Source organism: Nitrospira sp., assembly GCA_030692565.1.
Classification (GTDB): Bacteria; Nitrospirota; Nitrospiria; order Nitrospirales; family Nitrospiraceae; genus Nitrospira_D.
Genome location: JAUYAO010000008.1, coordinates 25,970 through 52,658, shown reverse-complemented (window position 1 = coordinate 52,658; position 26,689 = coordinate 25,970). Strand labels below are relative to the sequence as shown.

Genomic DNA, 26,689 nt, shown 5'->3' with positions numbered 1-26,689 from the left:
GGGAACGATCCCGTTGGTACTTCAGGCCATCGAGAACACCAAACGCCCAGCCGTTCGGAGTGTCCTCATGCCTGCGCTCCCTTCACACTTCCTCCCCTTTGTAAGGGGAGGCAAGGAGGGGTAGAAGATCTCGGGCCGCTGGGTTGTAAGATCCCGCCTCACCCGATATGCCAGCCGTCAGACTCGACCTCCCCTGGCCCCTCCTTACGAAGGAGGGGAACAACAGACTTCTCGCATCTTCTATACCTGCGAGCCTTGCTGCCGCGACTGCCGCCTTAGCGAGAAATAAAAGATGTTACAGAGCCCTACCAGGACGATAATCGCAACGTGAGTGGCCGATTGCGCATCCATCCCCGCCACAGCCCGGCCCTTTTGTCCGATCAGACTTTCGTATTCCGCCGCGCCCCGCAGCCCGCCGATCAACCCGTTGATCTGGCCGCTGCGCAGCAAGGGGTACAAGCCCGGGGCAATCACCCCCGTGCAACCGCCGCCCAACTCGAATTTGTACTTGTCCTTCCCGAAGACATACCAGGCCTCGACGCCGGGATTCCCCGCCCCCAGACTGATCGCATACGTGACGTCCTTCAGACTGTTGACCCCCTCCAGCACCGGCTGTCCTTTGGTTGGCTTACCGCCATAATCGCTGGGAAATGCGTTGTAGAGATCCTGCCCCATGTTGATGATGACGGCCGTCCCTCCCGGGCTCCACCCAAGAAAGACATAGTCGGCGCCGCGCTGTTTACCCGATTCGGTCGCCACCTTGGTCAACAGCTCGTCGGCCATGCCCGTACCGGAGACCCACAGGGTCATTGCAATCACCCGGAGATTCTTCTTGAACGCATGGCGGAGAATGGCCACGGCCTGCGGATAGAGTTCCGGCTTTGAGGCGGGATCGAAATCGAGGGAGAGGAGCAGTACCGAACGTTCGGGCAGGCTTTCGATGTGATCGTAGACCCCCCGCACTTCCTGCGAAATCTTGATGGGCAGGCCGACCGGATAGAGCAGCGGCAAGAGGGTGCACAGCCCGATCACCACAAAGATGATCCGCCGGTCGATATTGAGCATGCGTTCCGCGAAGGTCATGGCACCACCGTGACACGTAACGCGTGACGCGTGACGCGTAGAAGATTTACTTGGACCGGCCTGTTTCTGCGCTCGTCACATGTCACGCGTCACCTGTCACTCTTTCCCCCCGCCCAGATACGATCGCTCTATGCCGAAGATGATTTTAAACGACAGCGCCACGGCCCCCAGGCTGACGCCGATCAAAATGGCACGGCGTACGGAGGCGTTCAGCACATTCAGAATCCACTGGGAGATATCCCCGCTGATCGGCACCAGATATTCACCCAGCGGAACGCGGCCCATCATGACGATCACGGCCGCGATCAGCAGCACGGCGGCTTCCCGGCTTCTGGCGCGGAACGAGCGATAGGCCGCCGAGGCGATGAAGAACGCCAGGATGGCAAACATGGTCCCTTGCAACGGGACCATCATAAAGTTGTACACCCAGCCGAATGCCGTTGAGACACCCTCGACACTCTCTTTGCCGTTGGCCCACAGACCGACGGCTATCGTGCCCAACATGCCGGCATAGAGGACTACGCTGTAGCCCCAACCCGCCTCTTTCCGGCGAATCTTGGCCGCATGCACATGGAACAGACTGGTCACGCCCAGCACGAGGGCAAAACCGCCGATAATCTGGAGCCACTTCGTGGCGGAGGTGAGCAACTGCTCGGAGGCGGGATGCGGCACATAATACTGAGCCGCAAAGATCAGCCCGGTAATCATCGTAATCAGCAGCGGCATCTGCCGGCGAAGAAAGATCATTTCACATCCTTGAAGAAGTCGAGCACGTCCTGTGGCCAGGTGGCCTGCGTCACAACGCCCAGTGTCGCCAACAGCACTCCGATTCCGATCACCGAGAGGATAATGGCCTTCCCGATATCCTGCCCGCGCAGGGTCCCCAGCTGAACCGGCTCGCGCGACAAATAGGCGCTCGCCGCATACAGCTCCTCCCCGATCAGCGTGTAGTCACAGGTGGTCACAAAGAACGGCAACTGGTGATCCGAGTCGGTTCCCGCAATCTGAATGGCCCCGGTACTGGCACCGGTTTCCGTGAGCAACAGCGCCTCGGCAAAATACGACCCCATGAAGAAATTCGCCGCCGGCTTTTTGCGCAGCATGATACCGTCGACCGCGGCGGTATAGCTGAACTGATCGCTCGTAATGAAAAAATTCGAATCCTCCTTGAACAGATCCGGCTTCCCCGCTTCCAAATACGCTTGTTTGGTGATTTCCTGGCAGACCGCCATGGTAATGGGATCGCGGTGCGGCACAAGCAGCTCCGTTTCATAGGCCGCCGTCTTTTTCGCCACCCGTCCGAGAATCACCGCCGCGGCAATCGTCGAGGGATCGTGCATATCGTGTGCACCGGTCAGATAGAGAATCGGCTTCCCCAACTCGGTCGCCCGGCCGATCGCTTCGTCCACCGCATCGAGACCGGGAATCCGCCGTAGAAAGATCTCGCGGCGCTTCGCTTGCGCAATGGAGTAAAACACGACGCCCCCGAAGAGGAGCGTCAAGACCAGGTTGTTCACCGAGTTCCAGTTGAACCAGTTGGGAGCCGGGGTCGCATGAAGCAAAGGACCGACCGTTCGGTCCTCGCCTTTGAGCATCGCCACGGTCACCGTACACGCAGTCCCATCTTTCAGCTCGACACCCTTTGCGTTCCGGATCACGAACTGATGCCAATTCCGCTCTGCCGTTCTCGTCCACCAAGGTCCCTTGAGGTCTTTCACCAAGCGAGTCTGGGCCGGGAACTCGGCGATGACTTTCAGTGAAGCCGCATCCGAGGCCCCGGCATCGCCGAGCAACACCTGATAGCGGGCCTCAGGGCCATCCAAAGGACTCGGCGCCCACTGTATTGTGAGACTTTCGCCTCCATCATTCGGCGTATCGAACACCTGTAGATTAGCCGGAGCTGCCAGCTGATCTTCCGCGTAAACCGCAGCCGAGCACCAACTAAACGCCACGGCACAGGCGATGACGACCAAGCTTGCCGACCAAGTCTTCACACGTTTTACGTTTGACGTTTCACATTTCACGGGCTTCAGCCTTCGATGACTTCGATATTGGTTCGCGGTATGACGGCAACCTGCCCGTCCGGGAATCGCACTTCCAACACGCGCGCGTCACTTTCTGTGGGGATTTTCTGCAGATCGGTGGGCAACGCCGAGACCTCTCCAATCTTGCCGAACAGCGGGTCGCGAATGATGCGCACCGGATCGCCGATCCGGATGCCCTCGCGCTGCGGCGCTGCCGTCGCTCCGGTCTGTGCCACACCGGCAGGCTTCGCGATGATGATCTCGGGCCGGATGACCCCGGCGCGAATCTGCGTGGCCCCGGAAATCGCCGCCTTTTCCCCGGCATGGGCGGAGAGCAGCGTAAAGGTCTTCTGCGCCATGGGGATCGTCCCGAACCCCTCTGTAAGGATCAGCGTAAACCCCACTTGCTCGGTTCCGGTAATAGCCACTCCCAAATCGTATCCCAACAAGGCCCGGAGATCCTTATCATGAATCCCGCCGACGACTAACCCGGCAACGCCGACTTCTTTCGCCTTGGCCATCGTCTCAGCGGAGAGAAACGACCCGCCGACGACAATCTTCCCCTTCATATCGGCGTTGATATGAGCCGGGGTCAGGGGTTCGTCCGGCTTCGCGACGGCGATTGCCAAAACACCGGAGGTCTCGCCGCCGATGCCAAAGATCCCCTGAACCAGACTGCAGCGCGCCTCGACCGTCACACCCTGACGCGGATGCACCTCCACGACCGTCCCATCCACATACGCCAGCAACTCCAGCACGCGCGGCGGCTCACGCAATAGCACCTGGCCGGTGATGGTCGAGAGCGATTCCACCGTGCCGGTGATCGGAGACTTGATCTCCGTCTTGAACCATTTGATCAGCGGCTTGTTCTCGGCCAGAATTTCATCCTTCTGAACCGGTTCGCCCTCTTTTTTGATCAAATATTCTTTGATCTCGTCCGGCGCGACACCCAGTTGATTCGCCAGATTCAATGGATAGACCTTGCCCGGCAACTCGGCTCTGGCCACCGGCTGACTGGATTGCACGAGATCACCGACCGCGACCAGCACGGTGCCGGGCAACGGCAACTGCCGCCGCCGCCGCACGACGGTCTGTTCGGTCACTGTCAGCCCTGGTGTATATGAATGCGCCATAACAGGTTGCTGAAAAAGCCTTCCAGCTTCGTTCTCAGTCGCTCTGCTCCCTCGACGTACAGAACCGGTACGCCTCGGGATGCTCGCTCCTTGCGGCCTCGCCGGAGGCCATTTTGAGCAACCTGAGCAAGCAGAACAACGGTATCACCCCTAGGCCCTCGGATACAGATCCACAGCGTTGAACCATTTCGTCAGCGCCGCAACGCGAGCCGGTTCATCGGCCGGTAGCTGCAGCGGCCGGCCACGGCCATCCAGCAAGAGGCCGACGACACCGCCCTGCACCTCGCGGCTGACCGGCACGCCGGCGCCCTGGCCAAGGTTGACCGTCTTCGCCGGTTGCATCGTCAGCTTGGCCTTCTGATTCGGCCCGAGCGGGAAGAGTCGCAACTCACCCATCTTCAACTGATCCTTCACGACGCGCCCGTCTGAAAACATGATCTCGTAGTCCGCTAACCGTTCGCCGTCTTTCAGCTGCCCGATCGGCGCGACACAGGTGCCGAGATAGACCATGCAATCGCGCACAAAGACATCTGTCGCCGCCTTCTCATTGATCGTCGAGAGCACGCCCAGATGCGGCATCATGAAGATGCTGTCCACTGAGAGCATCGTAAACCCGAGCGGCTCATAGGCATCGACCATCATCAGCATCGACTGGATGCGGCGCGGGGCATGCGACAAAATCCCGCCGCTCCCGACGATCAGATCCAGCTTGAGCATGTCCACGAGACTCTTGCCGGATGTCTGCTGCTCGAACACGTCGGAGATCGTGCGCTCCTGCTGAATGCCCTTGAGACCGGTCGCGAGCGACTTATGGTGGATCAATGCCAACCGCAGCGCTTCACGGGCAATGGCCTGTTCAATCTGCAATTCGTCGAGCGTCTGCGGAATCGTCGTGGGCCGGACCATCTTATTCTTAATGCGATTACGAAGCGTCTGTTCATCGATGTTGAACGGCACCCAGCGCATGATGTTCGCCAGCCCTGCCTCCGCCAGCACATTGGAAATGCTATAAGACATCCCGAGATTGGCGCTGACCGTCCGATTGAAGACGCTTTCAAATACTGAGAACACGTCGGTCGTCGCGCCCCCGATATCCACGCCGATCAGATTCAGATGCTCCCGTTTGGCGATGGCTTCCATGATAAGACCGACCGCCGCCGGTGTCGGCATGATCGGCGCCCCGGTCATCTCGATGAGCTTTTTATATCCCGGCGCCTGCTGCATCACATGTTCAAGAAACAGATCGTGGATCTTATTGCGAGCCGGCGCAAGATTTTCCTTTTCCAACACCGGGCGGATGTTATCCGTCACTTCAAGAGCCGCCTTCTCGCCTAATATCTTCCGCACCTGCGGCTGGGCTTCTCTGTTGCCGGCGTAGATCAACGGCAACTTGTACGTTGCGCCGAACCGCGGACGCGGCTCCGCCGCCGCAATGTATTCCGCCATTTCGACGACATGCGTAACCGCCCCGCCATCCGTTCCGCCGGACATCAGAATCATGTCGGGCCGCATCGTCCGGATCCGTTCGATCTTTTCGTGGGGCAGCCGGCCATCATTCGAGGCCAATACGTCGATCACAATCGCGCCGGCGCCGAGCGCCGCTCGCTGCGCACTCTCGCCCGTCATGTTCTGCACAACACCCGTCACCATCATCTGCAAACCGCCGCCGGCGCTGCTCGTGGAAATGTAGATGTCGACGCCGGTCTTGGCATCACGACACGGCGTGATGATCGTCTCGCCGTCCAGAATCTTCCGGCCAGACAGCTCTTCAATTTCAGCAATCGCGTTGAGCACCCCGCGCGTCACGTCTTCGAACGGCGCCTCCACAGTCGTCGGCGCTTCGCCGCGAAACGTCTGGCGGTATTCATCGCCGACTTTTTCAATGAGAATGGCTTTGGTAGTGGTGCTGCCGCAGTCCGTGGCAACAATGACATTCAGCAGACGGTCGATGGCCGGCTTCTCGGAAACGTGCGTAGATGCGCTCATCGGGCCGGCGCTCCCTGAGGAGCTGAAGCCGCCTCGATCAACGCAATCAGGCGAACGGTCGTATCCCGGCGCTCAAGAAGCGCTGCGACTTGCGACACTTCATGGGCGCTGAACGCGAGCTCGATAATGGGTGCAAAGAAATGCAGCGCCTGGCTGCCAAGAAAACTCATCGGCCCGAGCGATTCCAGAAACACGACAGCCGGAGCAGCCATGCCACGCTTCACCACCGCATCGGCCACCCGCTGAAGCAACTCCAGATCTTCAATCGTAAAAAACTCGGCTTCAGATCGAGTGGAAAACGCATGGGACAGTCCCGCACGGACCTGTTTCCACTTTTCCGTCAGAGAAACCTTGGTGAAGGACGCCATAAGTGTGTGGAAAGGCAGTCAAAACAGTTATGGAAAGGCATTATAGGAATGGGTCGGAGGAGAGTCAATTGAATGGCAGCGAACATCACTTCTTGCAAGGCTGTTGCTGTTATGCGAGCATGACATTCTACAAAGCTGGAGGCTACACATGGCCTGGCGCAATCACATTACCGTAGACCCTACCATCTGTCATGGAAAGCCCTGCATCAAAGGGACCAGAGTGATGGTATCCGTCGTCTTGGACAATATCGCCGCCGGAGAAACCCAAGAACACATCGCAACGACATACCGTCTCGCCAAAGAAGATGTTCAGGCTGCATTGCAATATGCCGCCGTGTTGGCGCGTGAACGGATCGTCTCTCTGGAGACCGGTGCAGCCTAGTGCGCTTCAAGATTGACGAAAATCTCCCGCCTGAGGCTTCTGCCCTCCTCCGAAATCACGGACATGACGCGCTTACGGTTTGGGACCAGGGGCTTCAAGGACAGCCTGACGTCTCTATCGCCGCTATCTGCCAGAAAGAGAACCGGGCCTTCATGACCCTCGACCTCGACTTTGCGGATATCCGAACTTACCCGCCAGATCAATACCAGGTCTCATTGTCTTACGCCTCAGCAGTCAAAGCCGCGCCCACGTTTTGCGAATTCTACAGAATCTGATTTCTATTCTGTCCCAAGAATCTGTCGAAGGCCGACTATGGATCGTCGATGAAGTAGCGGTGAGAATTCATGGAGGAGAACCGGCCGATTAGGAAACTATGGTTCTAATAGATTCATGAAACAAGAGAGGCACTTATATTTCAGGACGTTACTATGACTATCATTCGGTCAGTCATTTTGCTGCTAGTAGCGTATCAACTTATTACAGCCTGTGCCACAAGCTCGCCTCTCTCTGCCCCTACGCTTTCTATAGAATCGGCTGAAACTTCCAGACCAACATTGCCAGGATATGTCGTAAGGCGAAAAGATAAAGTCCCACGTGCTTTGATTCTCGTACACGGAATTACAGGTGATGGTTATTCGAGCTGGACTAATCAAAGCGATACTTATTGGCCAGACATAATGAAAGACGACCCTGCCTTTAACGACTTCGATATATATGCATATCAATATCCAACTAGCGCATTTGGCCAGTGCCTGCCCATAACAGATCTTGCGAACCATATGCGCACTCATCTAAAGAACGATGGAATATTTTCCGAACATGACCAAGTCGTCTTCTTGGCTCACAGCATGGGAGGCTTAGTTACGCGACAATTCCTTCTCCGAAACAGAGAAATGGTAAATAAAGTCCCGCTAGTAATGTTCTTTGCAACCCCTACGGGAGGCTCCTGGAAAGCAAATGCTGCCAGTTTGCTGTCTACTTGTTCACAGGTCGATGATTTGCGAAAAATGGATGTGAACTCTTATCTGAAATCACAGCAAAGCGATTGGCTAAGCGGAGGCCTTCAGGAACGTGTGGTTAGTTACTGCGCGTTTGAGACGCAAACATCGGAAGGCTCACTTACCGTCGATCGAAGTAGTGCAACTTTGCTGTGCACAAAGGATCCAGAAGCGCTCCCGACGAATCACTCAAATGCCGTGAAGCCAAATAGCCAAAGAGATCTATCCCACATCATTGTACGAAATGCGCTCAAAGAGCTTCCTTCTCTAAGCTTCCAAAATCTTGGTTCAAAACCAAAAGCCCTTTCTGATCTTTTGATCAAAACGTATCCCATAACAAATCCAGTAATAAGAGAACCTCCTGAGAGGTTTATCCGATATTGGATGCAAGTGATTTTCAGTATCAGAGGTTATAAAAATCCAGATCTGCAATTGGTCATGCAAAAATCTGGTGGTTCGCCTAGAGAAGGTCCTTTCATGAAGGAACGCATAGCCCAGGCCGAATTTACGTTAAATTGTCTTGAGCGTGAAGGGTATGTTCGCATCAACAAAACCACTTCTCAGGGCAAATGGTACGCCGAACCATTCGATAATTTAGGGTTTGAATTTGTGGCCGAGAAGCAGACTCAATTCCTCGAAGGCCTGCAATAACCCAGGAACGTATAGGTGTTAACTATGCCTCTCAATGTGCAGGAGATCACGGCATTCCGACGCCTTCACCAGGCGGTAGTCCTGAAAAGGCCGAGCCTCGTATCAGAATCAAGAATCAACCGCGCTGCCCGATCCGACTCTCTGTGCCGCTCCACAAACGTTCAATGTTCCCCTTGTGCTTGGCTGCTGACGACGGCGGAGAAGGTCGAAAAAAGACATTAGAATTCAATTCCTCTGCTTCTCACATGCGAGATGCCCCTACTATTTTGACCGTTTCTTTGCAAGGGTCCAGAACCCGCGAGGATCGGTAATCACCAGATCCCGTACCTGTGCCGCAATATCCAACAGATCTTTGTCCCCGGTCACCAAAACGTCGGCTTGAGCCGCCACCGCTGAGGCTAGCACCCACTCATCCTCTTCATCACGAACGGAAATCGAAGGCGGTACTTTAGGCTGGGGCTGGATGGTTTGAGTTTCGAGGAAGGCCAGAATTTCTTGGATCTGTTCAGTCGGAAGCGCTATTTTCTGTTTGAGGACTCGTTCAAGCTCCTTGAGCACGACTTCGCCCGTGATGAACTCATGTTCGGCGAGGACAAGTCGGATAACATCCGCACAGAGACCGCGTGTGGCGAAACCGCTCACCAAGACATTGGTGTCGAGAAAGACCTTCACGATACCGCTTTGAAGACGTCCTCATCCGTGAGAAACCCGCGTGCTTCGGCGAAGGGCATCGCTTTGTGGCGAAGTTGCTCGAAGGTCATGAGGGAGAGCTGCCTGCGGAGAGCATCGCGCACCACATCACTGCGCTTCCGCTTGGATCGGCGGCAAAACTTGTCAAGCATGCGCTCAAGGTCTTGATCCAGGCGAATGGTGACCGCACTCTTCATGTATGACAATGTAGTATAAAAGTTCCGCCGGTGCAAGCCGGCGCGCGTTCGGCGCGGCCCACCAAGACTGGCTCTACCTTGCCTTCTTCTGTCCGATCTTACTCTCTGCCCCATTCCAGAGGCGCTCAATATTCCCCTTGTGCTTCAGCACGATGAGGCCGCTGACGATCACGGAGAAGAGTACGAATTCAACGGTAGGCCTGGCCAACGAAGCAATCAGCGGGAAAAGACCGAACGCGGTGAGCGCGCCGCCGGATGAATAGCGCCACAGGGCGACCGCGCCGAGCCAGGCCAATAAAAGCAGAAATCCGATGGCCGGCTCCACGCCCAGGACGGAGCCGAGCGCAGTCGCCACGCCTTTGCCCCCTTTGAATCCGAGAAACGGCGAGAAGAGGTGACCGAGAAACGGGGCCAGCGCGACGATGAGAATCATCCACTCCTGCTGAAGCATCTGCGTTGCCGCAAATCCCATCACCCATCCTTTGCCCATGTCTCCGATCAACGTGAGGATGCCGGCCTTCTTGCCGGAAACCCGCAAGACGTTGGTGAAGCCGACGTTCTTGCTGCCGACCGTTCTCGGATCGGGCAACCCCATCGCTTTGGACACGACGATGCCAAATGGAATAGCCCCCAGCAGATAGCCGGCCATTGCCATGAGAACCCAGAGAATTTCTTGATTCATAGTTCAGAAATAGAAACAAGGAGAATGGGGCGTAACGAGTGAACGCCTTCGAGTTCAGCAGGATGCTCAAAAAGCTCGTCCAGCAAGGCCGCAGCCGAGAAGGCACCGGAGGCGTAGCCTCTGGGCTACGTTGAGGACGCGTTCGAGGCGAGAACGCCGCTGGAGGACTTTTTCAGCATCCTGCCGTGGGCCTACAGACCTTTTTCCACCACCTGCTTCCAAAAGCTCCACACATACTGACCGCCGGATATATAGCCCAGCACCAGCGACAGATAGAGCGTCACGATGCCGGCCAGGTGCAAATTCCCCAGCGCGGCCAGGCTGGTTCCTTCGAGAATCAGCATGACGATGGCTACAACCTGCAAGGCCATCTTGTACTTGCCCGTCGTCTCCGCGGCAATGATGAATCCTTCACTGGCGGCAATCGCTCGTATACCGGTCACTCCCAGCTCCCGGGCAATGATCAAAATAGCCACTAGAGCGCTGACCCGGTCCACGTTCACGAGCAGAATCAGCGCGGACAACACCAACAGTTTGTCGGCGATGGGATCGAGCAACTTCCCAAGCTTGGTGACCTGACCCGACCGTCTCGCCAGATAGCCATCCAGCATATCCGTCACGGCGGCCACGACAAACACGATGGCGGCCATGAGCGAGCGATCCGGATCCGGCGTGACAAACAACACGACGAACACTGGAATCAAGAGAATGCGGGTAAGCGTGAGCAGGTTGGGCAGATTCAACGAATCCTGTCCGATTTCCCGCCATGCTGCTAAGACACGATTCATAGCTAATTGCGATCCTCTTTCAAACTACAAAGAACCGACTAGGTCCCCTCGAATTTGATATCACTCCGCGCCTGGAACAACAAGATATTAATTTGCAGGATGCTCAAAAAGCTCGCTGTTCTCACCCACCCAACCCCGGCGCGCCGAGACGCGCCGTTCCGCGAGCAAGGCCGCAGCCGAGAAGGCACCGGAGGCGTAGCCTCTCGGCTACGTTGAGGATGCGTTCGAGGGGAGAACGCCGCTGGGCGACTTTTTCAGCATCCTGACTAAACGATGCCGCTCTTCAACAGATCATGCAAATGAATGACACCGCGGATACTCCGATCGCCTTCGCTCACCACGAGCGTCGTAATGGAAAATCGTTCCATCATTTCGACCGCTTTGGCCGCCAGATCGTCTGGTCCGATGGTCCGTGGCTGTCTCGACGCGAGCACGCTCGCCGTCGCCTTCGTGAAGTCTCCGCCGCCCTGAATGAACCGCCGCAAGTCTCCATCGGTGATGATCCCGGCCAGTTTCCCCGCCTGATCCACGACCGTCGTCATCCCGAGCTTCTTCGCCGTCATTTCCAACATCGCCGTCGTGCCGGCCACCGACTCATCGACCTTGGGTAAATCGGCCCCCGCATGCATGAGATCCTTCACCCGGACCAACAACCGTCGCCCGAGCGTGCCGCCCGGATGAAACTGCGCAAAGTCTTCTTCTTTGAATCCGCGCTTCTGCAACAGCGCCACGGCCAGCGCATCCCCCAACGCCAAGGTTGCCGTCGTGCTGGCCGTCGGCGCGAGCCCCATGGGACAGGCCTCCTCCGACACCGAAACGTCCAGTATGACATCGCTTTGCTTCGCCAAAGTCGATGTCATACGACCCGTGAGCCCAATAACCGGAATGCCCATGCGCTCGACATAGGGCAGGATCTGCAGCAACTCCGCCGTCTCGCCGCTGTTGGAAATGGCGATCAACGCATCGCGACGGGCCAGCATACCTAAATCGCCATGCACGCCTTCTGCGGGATGAAGAAAGAATGAGGAGGTACCGGTGCTGGCCAGCGTCGCGGCGATCTTCTGACCGATTAGCCCCGACTTGCCCATACCGGAGACGACGACCTTCCCCTTGCACTGAGCCAGCAAGTCCACAGCCTTTTCGAACTTGCTGTCCATCCGATCGACGAGCGCCAACACCGCGCGCGCTTCGATCTCGAGCACACGCTTCCCGTCACCCAGACTCCCCAGGCTCTTCACTCCCTTGGGCGCGGGAGAACGCTTCGGCTTTGGCTTTAGCTTCGTGGTTTTGCTGCGTCGCATATCCGCATGACCCGTTCGAGCAAAGATTTCAATTGATGCAGCGGCACCATGTTCGGACCGTCGGACAATGCTTGATCCAGATTGGTATGAACTTCCATGATAAAGCGGTCCACCTCCCAAGTCAGCTTCGCGGCTTGGCTGCCTCACAGATCCGCATGACCCGTTCGAGCAAAGCTTTCAGTTGATGCAGCGGCACCATGTTGGGACCATCAGAAAGGGCCTCGTCCGGGTTGGGGTGCACTTCCATGAAAAACCCGTCCACACCGGCGCCGGCTGCCGCACAAGCCAGCGGCTCGACGAACTCCCGCTGTCCGCTGGACTTCGTGCCTCCGCCGCCGGGTAATTGCACGCTATGCGTTGCGTCAAAGACGACCGGGTAACCAAAACTTCGCATAATGGGAAACGAGCGCATATCGACGACGAGGTTGTTGTAGCCGAACGACGATCCACGTTCCGTGAGCACAATCCGCTGACTCCCGCACTCTTCCACCTTCTTCACGGCGTTGGCCATTTCAGGCGGCGAGAGGAATTGTCCTTTTTTCACATTGACGACTTTGCCGGTCTTCGCCGCGGCGATGAGCAGATCAGTCTGACGACAGAGAAACGCCGGGATCTGCAAGACATCAACCACTTTGCCCGCTTCCGTCGCCTGCTCTTCTGTGTGGACGTCGGTCAGAACTGGGAGTCCTAGTTGCTCCTTCACCTTCTTCAACACCGCCAAGCCATTCACGATGCCAGGGCCACGGTACGACTTGATCGAAGTCCGGTTGGCCTTGTCGAACGATGACTTGAAGACATAGGGAATACCCAGCGCCTTGGCGATCTCGGCAATCTTCCCGGCCGTATCCAGCACGAGCTGTTCACTCTCGATGACACAGGGGCCGGCTATGAGGAATGGACGATTCCCCGCGCCGACTTTGAACGAACCGATCTGGACTTCGTGCGCCATAGTGTCCTTCGATTAGTGCCCGAGTTTTTTGCGTAATGCTGCGCCAACGAATCCACTAAAAAGAGGATGCGGATGATGCGGGCGCGAACGATACTCAGGATGGAACTGCGTCGCGAGAAACCAGGGGTGTTTCTTCAGCTCGACGATCTCAACCAGCCGCCCGTCGGGCGACAGGCCGCTCAGCACCAATCCCTTGGCCGTAAGTTGCTCGCGATAGGCGTTGTTGAATTCGTATCGATGCCGATGCCGTTCACCGATCTCGTTGACGCCGTACATCTTCTGGGCCAGCGTCCCCTCTCCGAGTTTGCACAGATAGGAGCCCAGCCGCATGGTTCCGCCCTTGTCGCTCACGGACTGCTGGTCTGACATCAAATGGATGACGGGGTGCGGCGATTGCTCGTCGAACTCCGAACTGTTGGCTCCCGCCAGGCCCGCCACGTTCCGCGCAAACTCGATCGTGGCGCATTGCATACCCAGGCACAGCCCGAGGAACGGCATTTCGCGCTCTCTCGCATACTTGATGGTGAGGATTTTCCCTTCGACCCCGCGTGTCCCGAACCCGCCGGGAATCAGAATCCCGTCCGCCTCGCGCAAAATCCGCTCGGTTCCTTGGCGTTCGACATCCTCGGACTCGATCCAGGTAATGTTGACCTTCGTCTCATGATCGATCCCGCCATGCACCAGCGCTTCGGCCAGACTCTTGTAACACTCCTTCAGCCCCGCATATTTCCCCACCAGCGCGACGGAAATCTCGTGCTTCGGATGCTTGATCTTCTGCACCATCGCATCCCATTCACGAAGATTGGGCGGACCGGTCTCGATGTGCAACAGCCGGACGATCAATTCATCCAGGCCTTCCTTCCGAAAGACAATCGGCACTTCATAGATCGTCTCCACATCTTTCGCAGTAATGACGGCATCCTTCTCGACGTTGCAAAACATCGCGATCTTGGCCTTCATCTCCGGCGGAATGTAGCGATCCGTACGGCACAGCAGAATATGCGGCTGGATACCGATCTCGCGAAGCTTGTTCACCGAATGCTGTGTGGGCTTGGTCTTCAATTCACCGGCGGCGCCGATGTAGGGCACCAGCGTCAGATGAACATACAACACATTGTCGCGGCCCACGTCGTAGGGCATCTGGCGGATGGCTTCGAGGAACGGCAGACTTTCAATATCGCCGACGGTCCCGCCGATCTCGACGATGGTGACATCGATTCCCTGCGAGATCCGCATGATGCATTGCTTGATCTCGTCGGTGATGTGCGGCACGACCTGGACGGTGCCGCCGAGATAGTCGCCCCGGCGTTCTTTCGTGATGACGGAATGGTAAATCCGCCCGGTCGTGTAATTACTTTCCTTCGTCAGCGACAGCGAGGTGAACCGCTCGTAGTGCCCCAGGTCGAGATCCGTTTCGGCCCCATCTTCGGTGACGAAGACTTCGCCGTGTTGATAGGGGTTCATCGTGCCCGGATCGACGTTGATGTAGGGGTCGAGCTTCAAGAACGTGATCTTGAGCCCGCGGCTCTCCAGGAGATTGCCGATCGACGCCGAGGCCAACCCCTTTCCCAAAGACGAGACCACTCCACCTGTAACAAAAATAAACTTGCTCATGGCTGCCCCCATGCAGTGCCGATCGACGCCGAGGCCAAGTCTTTCTCCAGCAACGAGACCACTCCACCCGTGACGAAAATAAACTTGCTCATGGCTGCCCCCATCATCGGCTCGGTGCGGTCCGTTTGAGGTTGAGTTCCTGCTTCAGGGATTCGTACTGCCGCAATTTCTCTTCGGCCTCCGGAACATCCTCCGGCGTATCGATGCGCAGCGAGGCATAGGGCGTCTCCCAGACACGCACACGGACGCCGTTTTCGAGCGCGCGTAACTGCTCCAGCTTTTCCGCATCTTCCAACAGGCCCGTCTTCATCCCGGCGAAGCGCAGCAGGGTTTCCTTGGTATAGATATAGACCCCGAGATGTATGTAATGCAGCCCGCTCACCACACGCCGGCTCGGATCGTCGCGGACCAACGGGATCGGCGCGCGCGAGAAATACAGCGCATAGCCTTTGGTATCCGTCGCCACCTTCACGATCGCCGGATTCTGCAGATCGTCGGTCGCATCCATCTTGCGCTTCAATGTGCCCATTTCGGCGCCGCTCTGGAGAAACGGGTCGATGAGATCCGACAGCAGCTCGGGGTTCAGCGGAATCTCGTCACCCTGCAAGTCCAGAAAACAGTCCCCCGCAAACATCCGCGCCACCGCCGCCACACGATCAGTCCCCGTCCGGTACTCGCCGCCCATCATGATGGCCCGACCGCCGAACTGCTCGACGGCCTGCTTGATGCGCTCATCATCCGTCGCCACCAACACGTCGTTCACGGACCGACAGGCTCGCGCCCGTTCGTACACATGCTGGACCATCGGTTTGCCGGCCAACTTCACCAACGGTTTCCCGGGAAACCGCGACGAGCCGTACCGTGCCGGAATCACCACGATGACCGACGACAATGATTTAGCCATTGCCGACCGCCTCCAGGAGCTGCTTAGGCGAGACCGTCGCCGTGCCGACCATCCCCACGACGATGCCGGCCGCATGATTGGCCAGCGTCGCGGCTTCCCGCATGTTCGCGCCGGTTGCCAGCGCCAAGGCCAAGGTCCCGATGACCGTATCGCCGGCCCCCGTCACATCGTAGACTTGCCGGGCCTGCGTCGGAAGATGCCAGGACGTGCCCTCGCCCTCGTACAGGCTCATGCCTTTCTCACCGCGTGTGATCAGTACGGATTGGCACCCCAGCCGCTGGCGAATCACGGCGCCGGCCTGATTGATGGTCTGATCATCATCGCCATGCAAGCCGGCCGCCTGGGTGGCTTCCAGATGATTCGGCGTCATGACCGTCACGCCCTTGTAGTAGCTGAAATGCTCGACCTTCGGATCGACGATGATCGGGATCTTGCGCAAGGCCGCCATCCGCGTCAATTCGGTCATGAGGGCCGCCGACACGACGCCTTTGGCGTAATCTGAGACAACAATGCAGGACAACTCGCGAATCCGCGATTCGACATAGCGCAGCAACCGTTTCTGAAGCGTTCCTTTCAGTTCCTGTCGCCCCTCCATGTCATAGCGCACGATCTGCTGATTGTGGGCGATCACCCGGCTCTTCCTGGTGGTCGGACGATCATGATCGATAATCACCCCACCCCGCCCGGAGCGCGACTTGCCCAATTCCTTCAGCAGCAGCCGTCCACTCTCGTCGGCGCCGATGACACCGCATAAGTCCGCTTTCCCGCCGAGCGCGAGAATGTTGTTGAAGACATTGGCCGCCCCGCCCAATCGGAGAGTCTCGGACTCAACATGCACGACCGGCACCGGAGCCTCCGGAGAAATCCGGCTCACCCGTCCCATCACATAGTGGTCAAGAATCAAATCCCCGATGACCAGCAGGCTGGCCTGAGGGAATCGCTGGAGATACTGGCGAAGCGCCTTCTGTGAGACGGATTGATTCTGCGTGGTTTGCGAAGCCATGCCGTGCGCGTCCTTCTATTGAATGGCTTTACCGAACCGATCCCATCGAACCCACTCAGTCCATTGCCCCTGGCCGCTCCAGGACCAGTAGATTCGGAACGCCTTCCCGCGGATCTTCTCTTCCCGCACATAGCCCCAGAACCGGCTATCGAGGCTCTGGTCGCGATTGTCGCCCATGACAAAATAGGCTCCCTCCGGCACCGTCACCGGGCCGAAATTGTCGCGGGGATTGATCGTGCTATCGATGATGCCCGGGTCAATCCGTTGCGTAAAAGCCCGATCGTCGAGTACCTGGCCGTTGACGAGCACCTGCTTATTATGGATCTGCACCGTGTCTCCGGGGGTGCCGACGATGCGCTTGATAAAGTCTTTTTCTTCATCTTCCGGAAAGCGAAAGACGATGACATCACCCCGCTGCGGCTTGCCGAACGGCATCACGTTGGAGGACGTGTAGCAATTCACCGGAGGAAAATTCCATTGCAGCTTGCAGTCGGTCGGCCATTGCAACCCGTAGGACAACTTGCTGACCAGAATGTGATCCCCGATCAACAGTGTGGGAATCATGGATCCGGAGGGAATTTTAAACGCCTGCACAACGAACACCCGAATGGCGAAAGCCAGCAACATCGCGACAACGATGGCTTCGGCATACTCCCGAACAATAGACTTCCCGCTCTGACGAGCCTCGCCCGCCGTCGGGGCTTCGGTCGGAACCGTGACCGGGGCGCCCCCTGACACGTCCTCAAGATTAGGCGGAGTCGGTTCGACACTCATTCATCCCCCACTTTCAACAGCGCCAGGAAGGCCTCTTGCGGCACTTCCACGCTCCCCACCGACTTCATCCGCTTCTTACCCTCTTTCTGTTTTTCTAAGAGCTTCCGCTTGCGTGAGATATCGCCGCCATAGCACTTCGCGATGACGTTCTTCTTCATCGCGCCGATCGACTCGCGGGCAATGATCTTCGTCCCGATCGCCGCCTGGATGGCAATTTCAAACATCTGGCGAGGGATCAGCTCTTTCATCTTTTCCGCCATCTGCCGCCCGCGATGGACCGATCGCTCTTTATGCGTAATGAACGACAACGCATCCACCGCCTCGCCATTCAGCAGAATATCCAGCTTCACCAGATCGGATTCGCGATAGCCGAGCAATTCATAATCCAGCGACGCGTAGCCTTGCGTGCGCGACTTGAGCTTGTCATAAAAATCCAGGATGACTTCGTTGAGCGGCATCTCATAGCTGATGACGACACGCGTCGGATCGAGAAAGTGGATATCCCGCTGAATGCCACGGCGTTCCTGACAGAGCTTGAGGATCGCCCCCATGTAGCGTTCCGGCGTAATGACGGTCGCCAGGATAAAGGGCTCCTCAAATGACTCGATACTGCTGGGCTCCGGCAGCTCGGCGGGATTGTCGATCTCCAGCACCTCGCCTTTGGTCGTCATCACGCGATAAACGACGGTGGGGGCGGTCGTAATCAACGTCAGGCCGTATTCCCGCTCCAGGCGCTCCTGGATGATTTCCATATGCAGCAAACCCAGGAAGCCGCAACGAAAGCCAAAGCCCAAGGCCAAGGAACTCTCCGGCTCATAGACGAAAGAGGAATCGTTCAATCGCAATTTGACGAGCGCATCCCGCAGGTCTTCATACTTCGCCGTGTCGGTCGAATAGAGTCCACAAAAGACCAGCGGCTTCACTTCTTTATATCCCGGGAACGGCGTAGCCGTCGGGTGCACGGCATCGGTCAGCGTGTCACCGATCTTGACGTCCGCCACTTCACGCATGTTCGCACAGAGATAGCCGACCTCACCGGTCAGCAACTGGGTCGTCTTCGACCGCTTGGGAATAAACTTCCCGACTTCCATCACTTCAAATGTCCGGTCATTGGACATGACTTTAATCTTCATCCCCGGACGGACTTCGCCGTCCACGATGCGGATGAGGACGATCACCCCCTGGTAGTTATCAAACCAGGAATCGAAAATGAGGGCTTTTAGCGGGGCCTTGGGATCACCGGACGGCGGCGGAATCCGCTCGATGATCGCTTCGAGCACTGCCGGTACTCCCTTGCCCTCTTTCGCACTGATGGGCATCGCATCGCTGGCATCCAGCTGCAACACTTCTGAAATGGAATTCTTGGTGCCCTCGACGTCCGCACTGGCCAAATCGATCTTATTGATGACGGGGATAATGGTCAGATTGTTCGCCATAGCCAGATTCACGTTGGCGATGGTCTGCGCCTGCACCCCCTGCGTGGCATCCACAAGCAAGAGCGCACCCTCGCACGCCGCGAGACTCCGGGAGACTTCATAGGTGAAATCGACGTGCCCCGGCGTATCGATCAAGTGCAAATCGTAGGTCTTCCCATCCTTGGCCTTGTACCGGATGGCGACCGCATGGGCCTTGATCGTAATGCCACGTTCCCGCTCAAGATCCATGGCATCAAGGATCTGCTCCTTGGCCTCGCGGGCGGTCACCGCGCCGGTCGCATCCAAGAGCCGGTCAGCGAGGGTCGATTTACCGTGATCGATATGGGCGATAATCGAGAAGTTTCGTATAAGGCTTTGCAAATCCTAGCTCTTTTCAGAAAAAAATCGGTTCATTATAGTAACTGCCCCCTGGGTTGTCAAAGTCAGGACTCACTCGTATAATCGCCGCCGCACAGTGATTTTCGAGCCTTTCTACGCATCTCAACTCCGCCCGACTTCGCAGGAACTCTGAATCGCATGGCGTCACGCACCCCCTCAGACACACTCGCGGATTGGGACCGGAAATATCTCTGGCATCCCTTTACACAGATGCAGGAATGGGAACAGGAGGCCCCCCTCATTATCGAACGGGGAAAGGGCGCCTACCTGGTCGATACTCAGGGCAAGAAGTACCTCGACGGAACCTCGTCTATCTGGGTGAATCTCCATGGGCATCGGCATCCGACGCTCGATCGCGCCATTAAAAACCAACTCGACAAGATTGCCCACTCGACTTTTCTGGGCCTCTCAAACCCGCCGGCTATTCGCCTCGCGCGCGAGCTGATCCGAATCGTACCCAAAGGACTCACACGAGTGTTTTATTCCGACAACGGGTCAACGGCCGTGGAAGTCGCGCTCAAGATGGCGGTCCAATATTGGCAGCAACACCGTCCGAAGGCCGGACCCAAACATATCTTTCTGCATCTCAAGCTGGCCTATCACGGCGACACGATCGGGGCCATCAGCATCGGGAATATCGAGCTGTTTCACGGCCGATTCAAACCACTTCTGTTTCCAACCCTCGACGCCGAGCCTCCCTACTGTTACCGCTGTCCGCTCAAACTCACCTATCCCTCCTGCCGGATGGCCTGCCTCGATCCGATCGAACAGCTGCTCAAAACCCGGCATCGCGAGATCGCCGGATTCGTCATCGAACCGTTGGTGCAAGCCGCGGCCGGCATGATCATGTCTCCGCCCGGCTACTTGAAGCGCATCCGCGAACTCTGCACTCAACATAATGTATTACTCATCGCCGATGAAGTGGCGACAGGATTCGGCCGCACGGGAAAGATGTTTGCCTGCCAGCATGAGGGCGTCACCCCGGATCTGATGGCCATCAGCAAGGGATTGACCGGCGGATATATGCCCTTAGCCGCTACGCTGACGACTGAAGACATCTACAACGCGTTTCTGGGGCAATACGAAGAGTTCAAGACGTTCTTTCACGGCCATAGCTATACCGGCAACCCCCTGGGCTGCGCGGTGGCACTGGCAAACCTTGAAGTCTTCCGCAAAGAAAAAACCCTGGCGGGACTACGCCCGAAGATCGCCCTCTTGAAACGCCTGCTCAAGCCCCTTGCCAACCTGCCGTTCGTGGGAGAGATCCGCCAGCGCGGCATGATGGTGAGCATCGAACTCGTTCGGAACAAGACCAGCCGCGAAGCCATCCCCCTGCAGGCTAGAATCGGCCATCGGATCGCCATGGAGGCACGCCGTCGCGGACTCTTGCTCCGCCCGATCGGCAATGTGATCGTCCTGATGCCGCCGCTCTCCGTGACACCACGGGAACTCCAACGCATGACAACGATCCTTCAAGAAGCCATCATGAGGGTCCATGCGGATCTGTGATTTTCTCGTGATCGGCGGCGGAGTCATTGGACTGAGTATCGCCAGAGAACTCAAGTCACGCCATGCCGATGCCCGCATTCTCTTGATCGAGAAAGAGTCCGCTTGCGGAGCCCACGCCAGCGGCCGCAACAGCGGTGTGCTCCATGCAGGATTCTACTATTCCCCCGATAGCCTAAAGGCGAAATTCACCAAGCTCGGGAACGAGCGGATGACCGCCTATTGTGAGCAGAAAGGCATCCCGCTCAATCGCTGCGGCAAACTCGTCGTGGCCAAAGATGCCGGCGATCTTGCCTCCCTCGACGAGCTTATAAAGCGCGGCCGAGCGAACGCGATTGAAATTCAGGAGCTGACCGAAGCGGAAGCCAAACGGATCGAGCCTCGCGTCAAAACCTACCAGCGCGCCCTGTTCTCACCCCGCACCTCGACCGTGAACCCCTTGCACGTCGTCGACGCCATGCAACGCGATGCCATCCAAGAAGGTATCGAGATACGATTCGACACCGCATATATCAGCCGAACCGATCAAGGAGTCCGGACCAACTCCGACACGATTACCGCCGGATATGTCGTCAACGCCGCGGGATTGTACGCGGACAAAATCGCGATGGCGTATGGCTTCTCGGAAAAGTATCGGATCCTGCCCTTCAAAGGGCTCTATCTCTATTCAAACGAGCCGCCGGGCGCGATCCGCACGAATATCTACCCGGTGCCTGACCTGAGAAATCCGTTTCTCGGTGTGCACTTCACCATCACCGCTGACGGAAAGGCTAAAATCGGCCCCACGGCCATTCCGGCCTTCTGGCGCGAGAATTACGAGGGCCTCAGCAATTTCAAACTGGGTGAGATGATGGAGGTCGCGGGCCGTGGACTCGGCCTGCTGACCAATGCGCAGTTCGACTACCGTCGCCTCGCCATGGAAGAGATTGCCAAATACTCCCGCAGCAAGATGGTCGAACTCGCCTCGGTGCTCGCCGAAGGGGTACAGGAATCGAACTATCAGAAGTGGGGACGGCCCGGCATCAGGGCGCAACTCCTCGACATCACGAAAAAGAAACTTGAAATGGACTTCGTCTTGGAAGGAGACCGCGGCTCGATGCATGTCCTCAATGCGGTCTCGCCCGCCTTCACCTGTTCACTGCCCTTCGCCGCTCATGTGTGCGATCAGATCGACCAACGTCTACGATAACCTTCCATTACCCATTCATCTCGACGCCGGCTCCGACGCCAATCTTCAAGCATTCGCTTGCCGATCGTTCCTTGAGAAATAGCTCCAGCATCCCATTGCTATTGATCAAAGCATGGAGAGCGTCGGCCTTCCCTTCACTATAGCTCCCCACCAAGTTCCCGATGCGATGCTCCCCCACCCGAATCTCCGCCCTGCCGAGCTTGCCGGCTTCAATCTGAGTGTGGGAAATGTTCGAGATCAGATTGCCGAAATGGTCGATGTAGACGATCTCTCCGACAATCGTTCGCGCTGTCACCTGGGGTTGAGGCCAGTTCATTCTGACCGGATCAGAGACCAATCGGCCGAACGATGACAGCGCCGTGCCTTTGGTCAGCCAGGCTGCCGCCGGGGCAAACACATCCCGGCCGTGGAAGGTCGCTCCGGGGGACTGCAATTGATACTGTTGCTGTTCAATTTCCCGGATCTCAACATTCTCTTCCAAATTCAAGACCGGCGAGAGCACACCATTGTCCGGCGCCACGAAGAAATAGCGACCCGTTTTGACCAGAATCGGCCGTCGGTTGCTGCCGACACCGGGATCGACCACAACAACGTGTACGGTGCCTTCGGGAAACGTCCGGTAGCAGGACTGGAGACAGTAGGCGGCTTCGTCGATTCGATGCGGCGTGATGTGATGGGACACGTCTTCAATGCGGGCAGCGGGGTGGATTGTCAGGATTACCCCTTTCATACTGGCCACAAAATAATCTTTGGAGCCGAAATCGGTCAGGAGAGTGATGAGCGGGAGGGCTGGAGGCACGTCACAGTTCCTCGAACTTGATCTCCACGACTTCGTATTCCATGACCTTCGTGGGCGTCGTCACCTCGACAAAATCTCCGACCCGCTTCCCGATGAGCGCGCGGCCGACCGGCGACTGCACGGAGATTCTGTTGACCTTCATATCGGCTTCGTCCTGGCCGACCAGTGTGTACGTTTTTTTCGACTGCGATTCCTGCTCGATCACCAGCACCGTTGCGCCGAACACCGCGGTGTCCGTCGTGCGGCCGGTCGTATCCACCACCCGGGCCTCAGCAATTTTGGTTTCGAGCTCAGCCATACGCGACGCTATGAATCCCTGCCGCTCCTTGGCCGCGTCATACTCGGCATTCTCGCTCAAATCGCCATGCGCACGAGCTTCGGCAATCGCTTCGATATTCTTCGGTCGTTCGACCTTGCGTAAGCGATCAAGTTCGGCCTTGAGCGCCTCATAACCTTTTTTAGTAATGGGTGTCGGCATCCCGCAGACTCCTTTTACACCTGAGCTCGATGATACTCTTGCAGAGATCGAATCGACAATTTTTTCTTCGCCAGGGCTTCGATCCCCATCACAGCCGCTAGCGCTCCTCGCATCGTCGTATAGTAGGGCACGCCCCTCTGCAGGGCCTCCCGACGAATAGACAGTGAGTCCGTATGGGCGGAGGCCGTCCGCACGGTATTCACGACTAGCGCGACGGCCCCGTTTTTAATATGGTCAACGATATGGGGACGCCCCTCTTTTACTTTATTGACGATCTCCACCTCAACCCCTTTATCTTTCAAGAAACTGGCCGTCCCGCTGGTCGCCTGAATCTTAAACCCCAGGCCGTGCAACCGTTTTGCCACACCCCACGCCGACGACTGATCGGATTCTTTGACGCTGATAAAGGCCGTCCCTGATTGGGGCAAGGTGGCTCCTGCTCCAGCCTGGGACTTGGCAAATGCCCAGCCGAAATCGCTGTCGATGCCCATGACTTCTCCCGTCGATTTCATTTCCGGCCCCAACAACACGTCGACCCCCGGAAATTTATTGAACGGGAATACCGCTTCTTTCACCGACAAGTGCGCAGGCTGCGGCGCTTTCGTAAAACCAAGCTCCTGGAGCGATTTCCCCAGCATGACCTTCATGGCCAGCTTGGCCAGCGGAACACCGATCGCTTTGCTGACGAACGGCACCGTGCGCGAGCCCCGCGGATTCACCTCCAGCACATACACCGTTTTGTCCTTCACGGCGAACTGCGCATTCATCAAACCCACCACGCCTAACTCCAACGCCAAGGCCTTCATCTGGCGTTCAATTTCTCGAACGAGGGCCTTATCCAAGGTGTACGGCGGAAGCGAACAGGCCGAATCACCCGAGTGCACCCCGGCTTCTTCAATATGTTCCATGATGCCGGCCACCACTACCGTCTTCCCGTCAGAAATGGCATCGGCATCGATCTCGATCGCGTCCGAGAGATACTTGTCGATCAACACCGGATGTTTAGGCGACGCCTTCACTGCCGAACGCATGTACTCCAGCAAATCGGCTTCTTCATAAACAATCTGCATCGACCGCCCGCCCAGAACATAAGAAGGACGCACCATCACGGGATAGGTGATCTTCCCGGCAATCCGCACCGCTTCATCGACAGAGCGCGCCATGCCGCTCTCGGCCTGACGCAATCCAAGCTTGTCCAGCAAGTCGCGGAACCGTTCCCGATCCTCCGCTCGATCGATAGCCTCCGGGCTGGTCCCGAGAATTTTCACCCCGGCCTTGGACAGCGGCAACGCCAATTTCAATGGCGTTTGCCCGCCGAACTGCAGCACCACTCCGAGCGGTTGCTCCCGATGGATGATGTTCAGCACATCCTCCTCCGTGAGCGGCTCAAAGTAGAGACGGTCCGAGGTGTCATAGTCGGTACTCACCGTTTCCGGATTGCAGTTCACCATAATCGTTTCGACGCCCTCTTCGCGCAGCGCCATCGCCGCATGTACACAGCAGTAGTCGAATTCGATCCCCTGCCCGATCCGGTTGGGGCCGCCGCCGAGAATGACCACCTTGGTGCGATCGGAGGGACGCGATTCGCATTCACTGCCGTAGGTCGAATAGAGATAGGGCGTATTGGCTTCAAACTCCGCCGCACAGGTGTCGACCCGCTTATACGTCACGGCCCTGGCCGGCTTGGCAGACTTGCCGGTTCCCATGCGTGCCTTGCGAACAACGGCCCCCTCGACGCCGAGCAATTGACCGATCCGGTCATCGGAGAATCCCAACTCCTTGGCCTCCCACAACAGATCGCCGGCGAGAACCGCAGCGGCTTTGTCAGCCTTGCCGATTAACAACTGCTCACACTGGATCAGCTCGCGAACCTGCTCCAAAAACCAGGGATCGATCTTGGTAATCGCGAACAATTCGTCATTCGTAAGGCCAAGCCTCATCCCGTCGGCCAGATACCAGAGCCGCTCAGGTAATGGGGTTTTCAGGGTACGCCGGATCTTCTCGACCGCCTCGGCACGATTGAACTCGGCAGGAATCCCCCGATCGATGCCGACCCGTGAGGCCAGTCCGTTCAAGTCCAGCTCCAACGAGCGAATCGCCTTTTGCAGCGACTCCTTGAACGTCCGACCAATCGCCATCACTTCGCCCACGGACTTCATCTGCGTCGTGAGCGTCGGATCGGCTCCTTTGAATTTCTGAAACGCGAAGCGAGGAATCTTGACCACGACATAGTCGATCGTGGGTTCGAATGACGCCTTGGTCACGCCGGTGATGTCATTGGTGATCTCGTCCAACGTATAGCCGATCGCCAGCTTCGCCGCGATCTTTGCAATCGGAAAGCCGGTAGCCTTCGAAGCCAAAGCCGAGCTCCGCGACACGCGCGGGTTCATCTCGATGATGATCATCTCCCCATTCTCGGGGTTCAGACCGAATTGAATGTTCGAGCCACCTGTATCGACGCCGATCTCGCGAATGATCCGCAAAGCCGCGTCACGCATACGCTGATATTCCTTGTCGGTCAGGGTCATGGCCGGTGCGACGGTGATGCTGTCCCCGGTATGCACGCCCATCGGGTCCAGATTCTCAATCGGACAAACGATGACCACGTTGTCCTTGAGATCCCGCATGACCTCCAACTCGTATTCTTTCCATCCGATCAACGACCGCTCGATCAGCACCTGACTGGTCGGGCTCATGGCCAGCGCCCAGTCGATGAGCTTTTCGAACTCCTCCCGGTTGTAGGCAATGTTGCCGCCGGTTCCGCCCATCGTAAACGAAGGCCTGATGATGGCGGGAAATCCGACTTTCTCAAGAATCCTGGCCGCCTCATCGCGGTTGTGCGCCGTCCCGCTCTCCGGCACCTTCAAACCGATCCGCTGCATCGCCTGTTTGAACGCCTCCCGATCTTCGGCCTTGTGAATGGCTTCCGCCGAGGCCCCGATCAGCTTGACGCCGTACTTCTCCAGCACACCACGCTTCACCAACCCCATCGTCGCATTCAACGCCGTTTGCCCGCCCATCGTCGGCAAGAGCGCATCGGGGCGCTCACGTTCAATGACTTTTTCCACCACCTCCAGCGTGATCGGCTCAATGTACGTGCGATCGGCCAGCTCAGGATCGGTCATAATCGTTGCAGGGTTGCTGTTGATGAGAATGACCTTGAATCCCTCTTCCCGCAGCGCTTTGCAGGCTTGCGTGCCGGAGTAGTCAAACTCACAAGCCTGGCCGATCACGATCGGCCCGGATCCAATTAACAGAATCGACTTGATGTCAGTGCGTTTCGGCATGCGTCCTCTACAGTGTGAAACCTAGCTCACGTGCAACATACTGACCGATGACGATCGGACCGGATCCACCGAACAACATCGACTTGGTA

The 26,689-nt window shown here is 57.3% G+C and carries 24 protein-coding genes; 4 read left to right on the top strand and 20 right to left on the bottom strand.

Going from position 1 to position 26,689, the window contains the following annotated elements; all coding sequences use genetic code 11:
• Window positions 1–240: 240 nt before the first annotated feature.
• The 6 genes from Q8N04_02535 to Q8N04_02510 form a co-directional block, all read right to left on the bottom strand.
• Window positions 241–1,083 carry a hypothetical protein gene (locus tag Q8N04_02535; GenBank protein ID MDP3089527.1) on the bottom strand — a complete coding sequence of 281 codons (843 nt, stop codon included), beginning with the start codon at window positions 1,081–1,083 and terminating at the stop codon, window positions 241–243.
• Between the two features lie 96 nt (window positions 1,084–1,179).
• On the bottom strand, window positions 1,180–1,830 hold the full coding sequence (locus Q8N04_02530) for a hypothetical protein (GenBank protein MDP3089526.1): 651 nt from the start codon (window positions 1,828–1,830) through the stop codon (window positions 1,180–1,182).
• Complete coding sequence (locus Q8N04_02525) at window positions 1,827–3,077, bottom strand: hypothetical protein (GenBank protein MDP3089525.1); 1,251 nt, start codon at window positions 3,075–3,077, stop codon at window positions 1,827–1,829. The genes Q8N04_02530 and Q8N04_02525 overlap by 4 nt, the downstream gene beginning before the upstream one ends.
• A 35-nt stretch (window positions 3,078–3,112) precedes the next feature.
• Window positions 3,113–4,240, bottom strand: a complete 1,128-nt coding sequence (locus Q8N04_02520) for a hypothetical protein (protein MDP3089524.1) — start codon at window positions 4,238–4,240, stop codon at window positions 3,113–3,115.
• A 150-nt stretch (window positions 4,241–4,390) separates the two neighbouring features.
• On the bottom strand, window positions 4,391–6,226 hold the full coding sequence (locus Q8N04_02515; protein ID MDP3089523.1) for a glutamate mutase L: 1,836 nt from the start codon (window positions 6,224–6,226) through the stop codon (window positions 4,391–4,393).
• Window positions 6,223–6,594 carry a hypothetical protein gene (locus Q8N04_02510; protein MDP3089522.1) on the bottom strand — a complete coding sequence of 124 codons (372 nt, stop codon included), beginning with the start codon at window positions 6,592–6,594 and terminating at the stop codon, window positions 6,223–6,225. Before Q8N04_02510 ends, Q8N04_02515 begins: the two co-directional genes overlap by 4 nt.
• Before the next feature lie 148 nt (window positions 6,595–6,742).
• Between Q8N04_02510 and Q8N04_02505 the strand changes: the two genes are divergently transcribed.
• Together Q8N04_02505 and Q8N04_02500 are read left to right on the top strand one after the other, a co-directional pair.
• The gene (locus Q8N04_02505; protein ID MDP3089521.1) at window positions 6,743–6,976 is read left to right on the top strand and encodes a DUF433 domain-containing protein; all 234 of its coding nucleotides are present in this window, start codon (window positions 6,743–6,745) and stop codon (window positions 6,974–6,976) included.
• A gap of 428 nt (window positions 6,977–7,404) precedes the next feature.
• Window positions 7,405–8,625 carry an alpha/beta hydrolase gene (locus tag Q8N04_02500; GenBank protein MDP3089520.1) on the top strand — a complete coding sequence of 407 codons (1,221 nt, stop codon included), beginning with the start codon at window positions 7,405–7,407 and terminating at the stop codon, window positions 8,623–8,625.
• 261 nt (window positions 8,626–8,886) lie between these two features.
• Here Q8N04_02500 and Q8N04_02495 read toward each other — a convergent pair whose 3' ends face one another.
• From Q8N04_02495 to lepA, 11 genes are all read right to left on the bottom strand, one after another.
• Complete coding sequence (locus tag Q8N04_02495) at window positions 8,887–9,297, bottom strand: putative toxin-antitoxin system toxin component, PIN family (GenBank protein ID MDP3089519.1); 411 nt, start codon at window positions 9,295–9,297, stop codon at window positions 8,887–8,889.
• Window positions 9,294–9,512 (bottom strand): ribbon-helix-helix protein, CopG family, encoded by a 219-nt coding sequence (locus tag Q8N04_02490; protein MDP3089518.1) that lies wholly within the window; start codon window positions 9,510–9,512, stop codon window positions 9,294–9,296. Before Q8N04_02490 ends, Q8N04_02495 begins: the two co-directional genes overlap by 4 nt.
• Before the next feature lie 73 nt (window positions 9,513–9,585).
• Complete coding sequence (gene plsY, locus Q8N04_02485; protein ID MDP3089517.1) at window positions 9,586–10,194, bottom strand: glycerol-3-phosphate 1-O-acyltransferase PlsY; 609 nt, start codon at window positions 10,192–10,194, stop codon at window positions 9,586–9,588.
• 191 nt (window positions 10,195–10,385) lie between these two features.
• On the bottom strand, window positions 10,386–10,982 hold the full coding sequence (gene pgsA, locus Q8N04_02480; protein ID MDP3089516.1) for a CDP-diacylglycerol--glycerol-3-phosphate 3-phosphatidyltransferase: 597 nt from the start codon (window positions 10,980–10,982) through the stop codon (window positions 10,386–10,388).
• Between the two features lie 266 nt (window positions 10,983–11,248).
• Window positions 11,249–12,283 carry a KpsF/GutQ family sugar-phosphate isomerase gene (locus Q8N04_02475; protein ID MDP3089515.1) on the bottom strand — a complete coding sequence of 345 codons (1,035 nt, stop codon included), beginning with the start codon at window positions 12,281–12,283 and terminating at the stop codon, window positions 11,249–11,251.
• Window positions 12,284–12,404: 121 nt separating this feature from the next.
• Entirely contained in the window at window positions 12,405–13,232 is an 828-nt protein-coding gene (gene kdsA / locus Q8N04_02470; GenBank protein ID MDP3089514.1) for a 3-deoxy-8-phosphooctulonate synthase, read from the bottom strand.
• 12 nt (window positions 13,233–13,244) lie between these two features.
• Complete coding sequence (locus Q8N04_02465) at window positions 13,245–14,846, bottom strand: CTP synthase (protein ID MDP3089513.1); 1,602 nt, start codon at window positions 14,844–14,846, stop codon at window positions 13,245–13,247.
• Window positions 14,847–14,949: 103 nt separating this feature from the next.
• Window positions 14,950–15,750 (bottom strand): 3-deoxy-manno-octulosonate cytidylyltransferase, encoded by an 801-nt coding sequence (gene kdsB / locus Q8N04_02460; protein ID MDP3089512.1) that lies wholly within the window; start codon window positions 15,748–15,750, stop codon window positions 14,950–14,952.
• Window positions 15,743–16,753: a D-glycero-beta-D-manno-heptose-7-phosphate kinase gene (gene rfaE1, locus Q8N04_02455; GenBank protein ID MDP3089511.1), complete on the bottom strand. Its 1,011-nt coding sequence runs from the start codon at window positions 16,751–16,753 to the stop codon at window positions 15,743–15,745. The genes kdsB and rfaE1 overlap by 8 nt, the downstream gene beginning before the upstream one ends.
• A gap of 15 nt (window positions 16,754–16,768) precedes the next feature.
• On the bottom strand, window positions 16,769–17,527 hold the full coding sequence (gene lepB, locus Q8N04_02450) for a signal peptidase I (protein ID MDP3089510.1): 759 nt from the start codon (window positions 17,525–17,527) through the stop codon (window positions 16,769–16,771).
• Window positions 17,524–19,323 carry a translation elongation factor 4 gene (gene lepA / locus Q8N04_02445; protein ID MDP3089509.1) on the bottom strand — a complete coding sequence of 600 codons (1,800 nt, stop codon included), beginning with the start codon at window positions 19,321–19,323 and terminating at the stop codon, window positions 17,524–17,526. Before lepA ends, lepB begins: the two co-directional genes overlap by 4 nt.
• Window positions 19,324–19,479: 156 nt before the next feature.
• On the opposite strand from lepA, the gene bioA reads away from it, so the two are divergent.
• Window positions 19,480–20,850: an adenosylmethionine--8-amino-7-oxononanoate transaminase gene (gene bioA / locus Q8N04_02440; GenBank protein ID MDP3089508.1), complete on the top strand. Its 1,371-nt coding sequence runs from the start codon at window positions 19,480–19,482 to the stop codon at window positions 20,848–20,850.
• Window positions 20,837–22,036: an L-2-hydroxyglutarate oxidase gene (lhgO, locus tag Q8N04_02435; protein ID MDP3089507.1), complete on the top strand. Its 1,200-nt coding sequence runs from the start codon at window positions 20,837–20,839 to the stop codon at window positions 22,034–22,036. Before bioA ends, lhgO begins: the two co-directional genes overlap by 14 nt.
• 7 nt (window positions 22,037–22,043) lie before the next feature.
• On the opposite strand, the gene Q8N04_02430 is transcribed toward lhgO, so the two are convergent.
• From Q8N04_02430 to carB, 3 genes are read right to left on the bottom strand one after another with little or no spacing between them, the layout of a single operon-like run.
• Complete coding sequence (locus Q8N04_02430) at window positions 22,044–22,835, bottom strand: SAM-dependent chlorinase/fluorinase (protein MDP3089506.1); 792 nt, start codon at window positions 22,833–22,835, stop codon at window positions 22,044–22,046.
• A 1-nt stretch (window position 22,836) separates the two neighbouring features.
• Complete coding sequence (greA, locus tag Q8N04_02425) at window positions 22,837–23,313, bottom strand: transcription elongation factor GreA (protein MDP3089505.1); 477 nt, start codon at window positions 23,311–23,313, stop codon at window positions 22,837–22,839.
• A gap of 14 nt (window positions 23,314–23,327) precedes the next feature.
• Window positions 23,328–26,600, bottom strand: coding sequence for a carbamoyl-phosphate synthase large subunit (gene carB, locus Q8N04_02420; protein MDP3089504.1), 3,273 nt, complete (start codon window positions 26,598–26,600; stop codon window positions 23,328–23,330).
• Window positions 26,601–26,689: the final 89 nt, after the last annotated feature.

What these genes read in the sequence shown, in the direction of transcription:
- Q8N04_02535 (MDP3089527.1), bottom strand. Translation starts at nt 1,083, where the DNA reads ATGACCTTCGCGGAACGCATGCTCAATATCGACCGGCGGATCATCTTT.
- Q8N04_02530 (MDP3089526.1), bottom strand. Translation starts at nt 1,830, where the DNA reads ATGATCTTTCTTCGCCGGCAGATGCCGCTGCTGATTACGATGATTACC.
- Q8N04_02520 (MDP3089524.1), bottom strand. Translation starts at nt 4,240, where the DNA reads ATGGCGCATTCATATACACCAGGGCTGACAGTGACCGAACAGACCGTC.
- Q8N04_02515 (MDP3089523.1), bottom strand. Translation starts at nt 6,226, where the DNA reads ATGAGCGCATCTACGCACGTTTCCGAGAAGCCGGCCATCGACCGTCTG.
- Q8N04_02510 (MDP3089522.1), bottom strand. Translation starts at nt 6,594, where the DNA reads ATGGCGTCCTTCACCAAGGTTTCTCTGACGGAAAAGTGGAAACAGGTC.
- Q8N04_02505 (MDP3089521.1), top strand. Translation starts at nt 6,743, where the DNA reads ATGGCCTGGCGCAATCACATTACCGTAGACCCTACCATCTGTCATGGA.
- Q8N04_02500 (MDP3089520.1), top strand. Translation starts at nt 7,405, where the DNA reads ATGACTATCATTCGGTCAGTCATTTTGCTGCTAGTAGCGTATCAACTT.
- Q8N04_02490 (MDP3089518.1), bottom strand. Translation starts at nt 9,512, where the DNA reads ATGAAGAGTGCGGTCACCATTCGCCTGGATCAAGACCTTGAGCGCATG.
- plsY (MDP3089517.1), bottom strand. Translation starts at nt 10,194, where the DNA reads ATGAATCAAGAAATTCTCTGGGTTCTCATGGCAATGGCCGGCTATCTG.
- pgsA (MDP3089516.1), bottom strand. Translation starts at nt 10,982, where the DNA reads ATGAATCGTGTCTTAGCAGCATGGCGGGAAATCGGACAGGATTCGTTG.
- Q8N04_02475 (MDP3089515.1), bottom strand. Translation starts at nt 12,283, where the DNA reads ATGCGACGCAGCAAAACCACGAAGCTAAAGCCAAAGCCGAAGCGTTCT.
- kdsA (MDP3089514.1), bottom strand. Translation starts at nt 13,232, where the DNA reads ATGGCGCACGAAGTCCAGATCGGTTCGTTCAAAGTCGGCGCGGGGAAT.
- Q8N04_02465 (MDP3089513.1), bottom strand. Translation starts at nt 14,846, where the DNA reads ATGAGCAAGTTTATTTTTGTTACAGGTGGAGTGGTCTCGTCTTTGGGA.
- kdsB (MDP3089512.1), bottom strand. Translation starts at nt 15,750, where the DNA reads ATGGCTAAATCATTGTCGTCGGTCATCGTGGTGATTCCGGCACGGTAC.
- rfaE1 (MDP3089511.1), bottom strand. Translation starts at nt 16,753, where the DNA reads ATGGCTTCGCAAACCACGCAGAATCAATCCGTCTCACAGAAGGCGCTT.
- lepB (MDP3089510.1), bottom strand. Translation starts at nt 17,527, where the DNA reads ATGAGTGTCGAACCGACTCCGCCTAATCTTGAGGACGTGTCAGGGGGC.
- bioA (MDP3089508.1), top strand. Translation starts at nt 19,480, where the DNA reads ATGGCGTCACGCACCCCCTCAGACACACTCGCGGATTGGGACCGGAAA.
- lhgO (MDP3089507.1), top strand. Translation starts at nt 20,837, where the DNA reads ATGCGGATCTGTGATTTTCTCGTGATCGGCGGCGGAGTCATTGGACTG.
- greA (MDP3089505.1), bottom strand. Translation starts at nt 23,313, where the DNA reads ATGCCGACACCCATTACTAAAAAAGGTTATGAGGCGCTCAAGGCCGAA.
- carB (MDP3089504.1), bottom strand. Translation starts at nt 26,600, where the DNA reads ATGCCGAAACGCACTGACATCAAGTCGATTCTGTTAATTGGATCCGGG.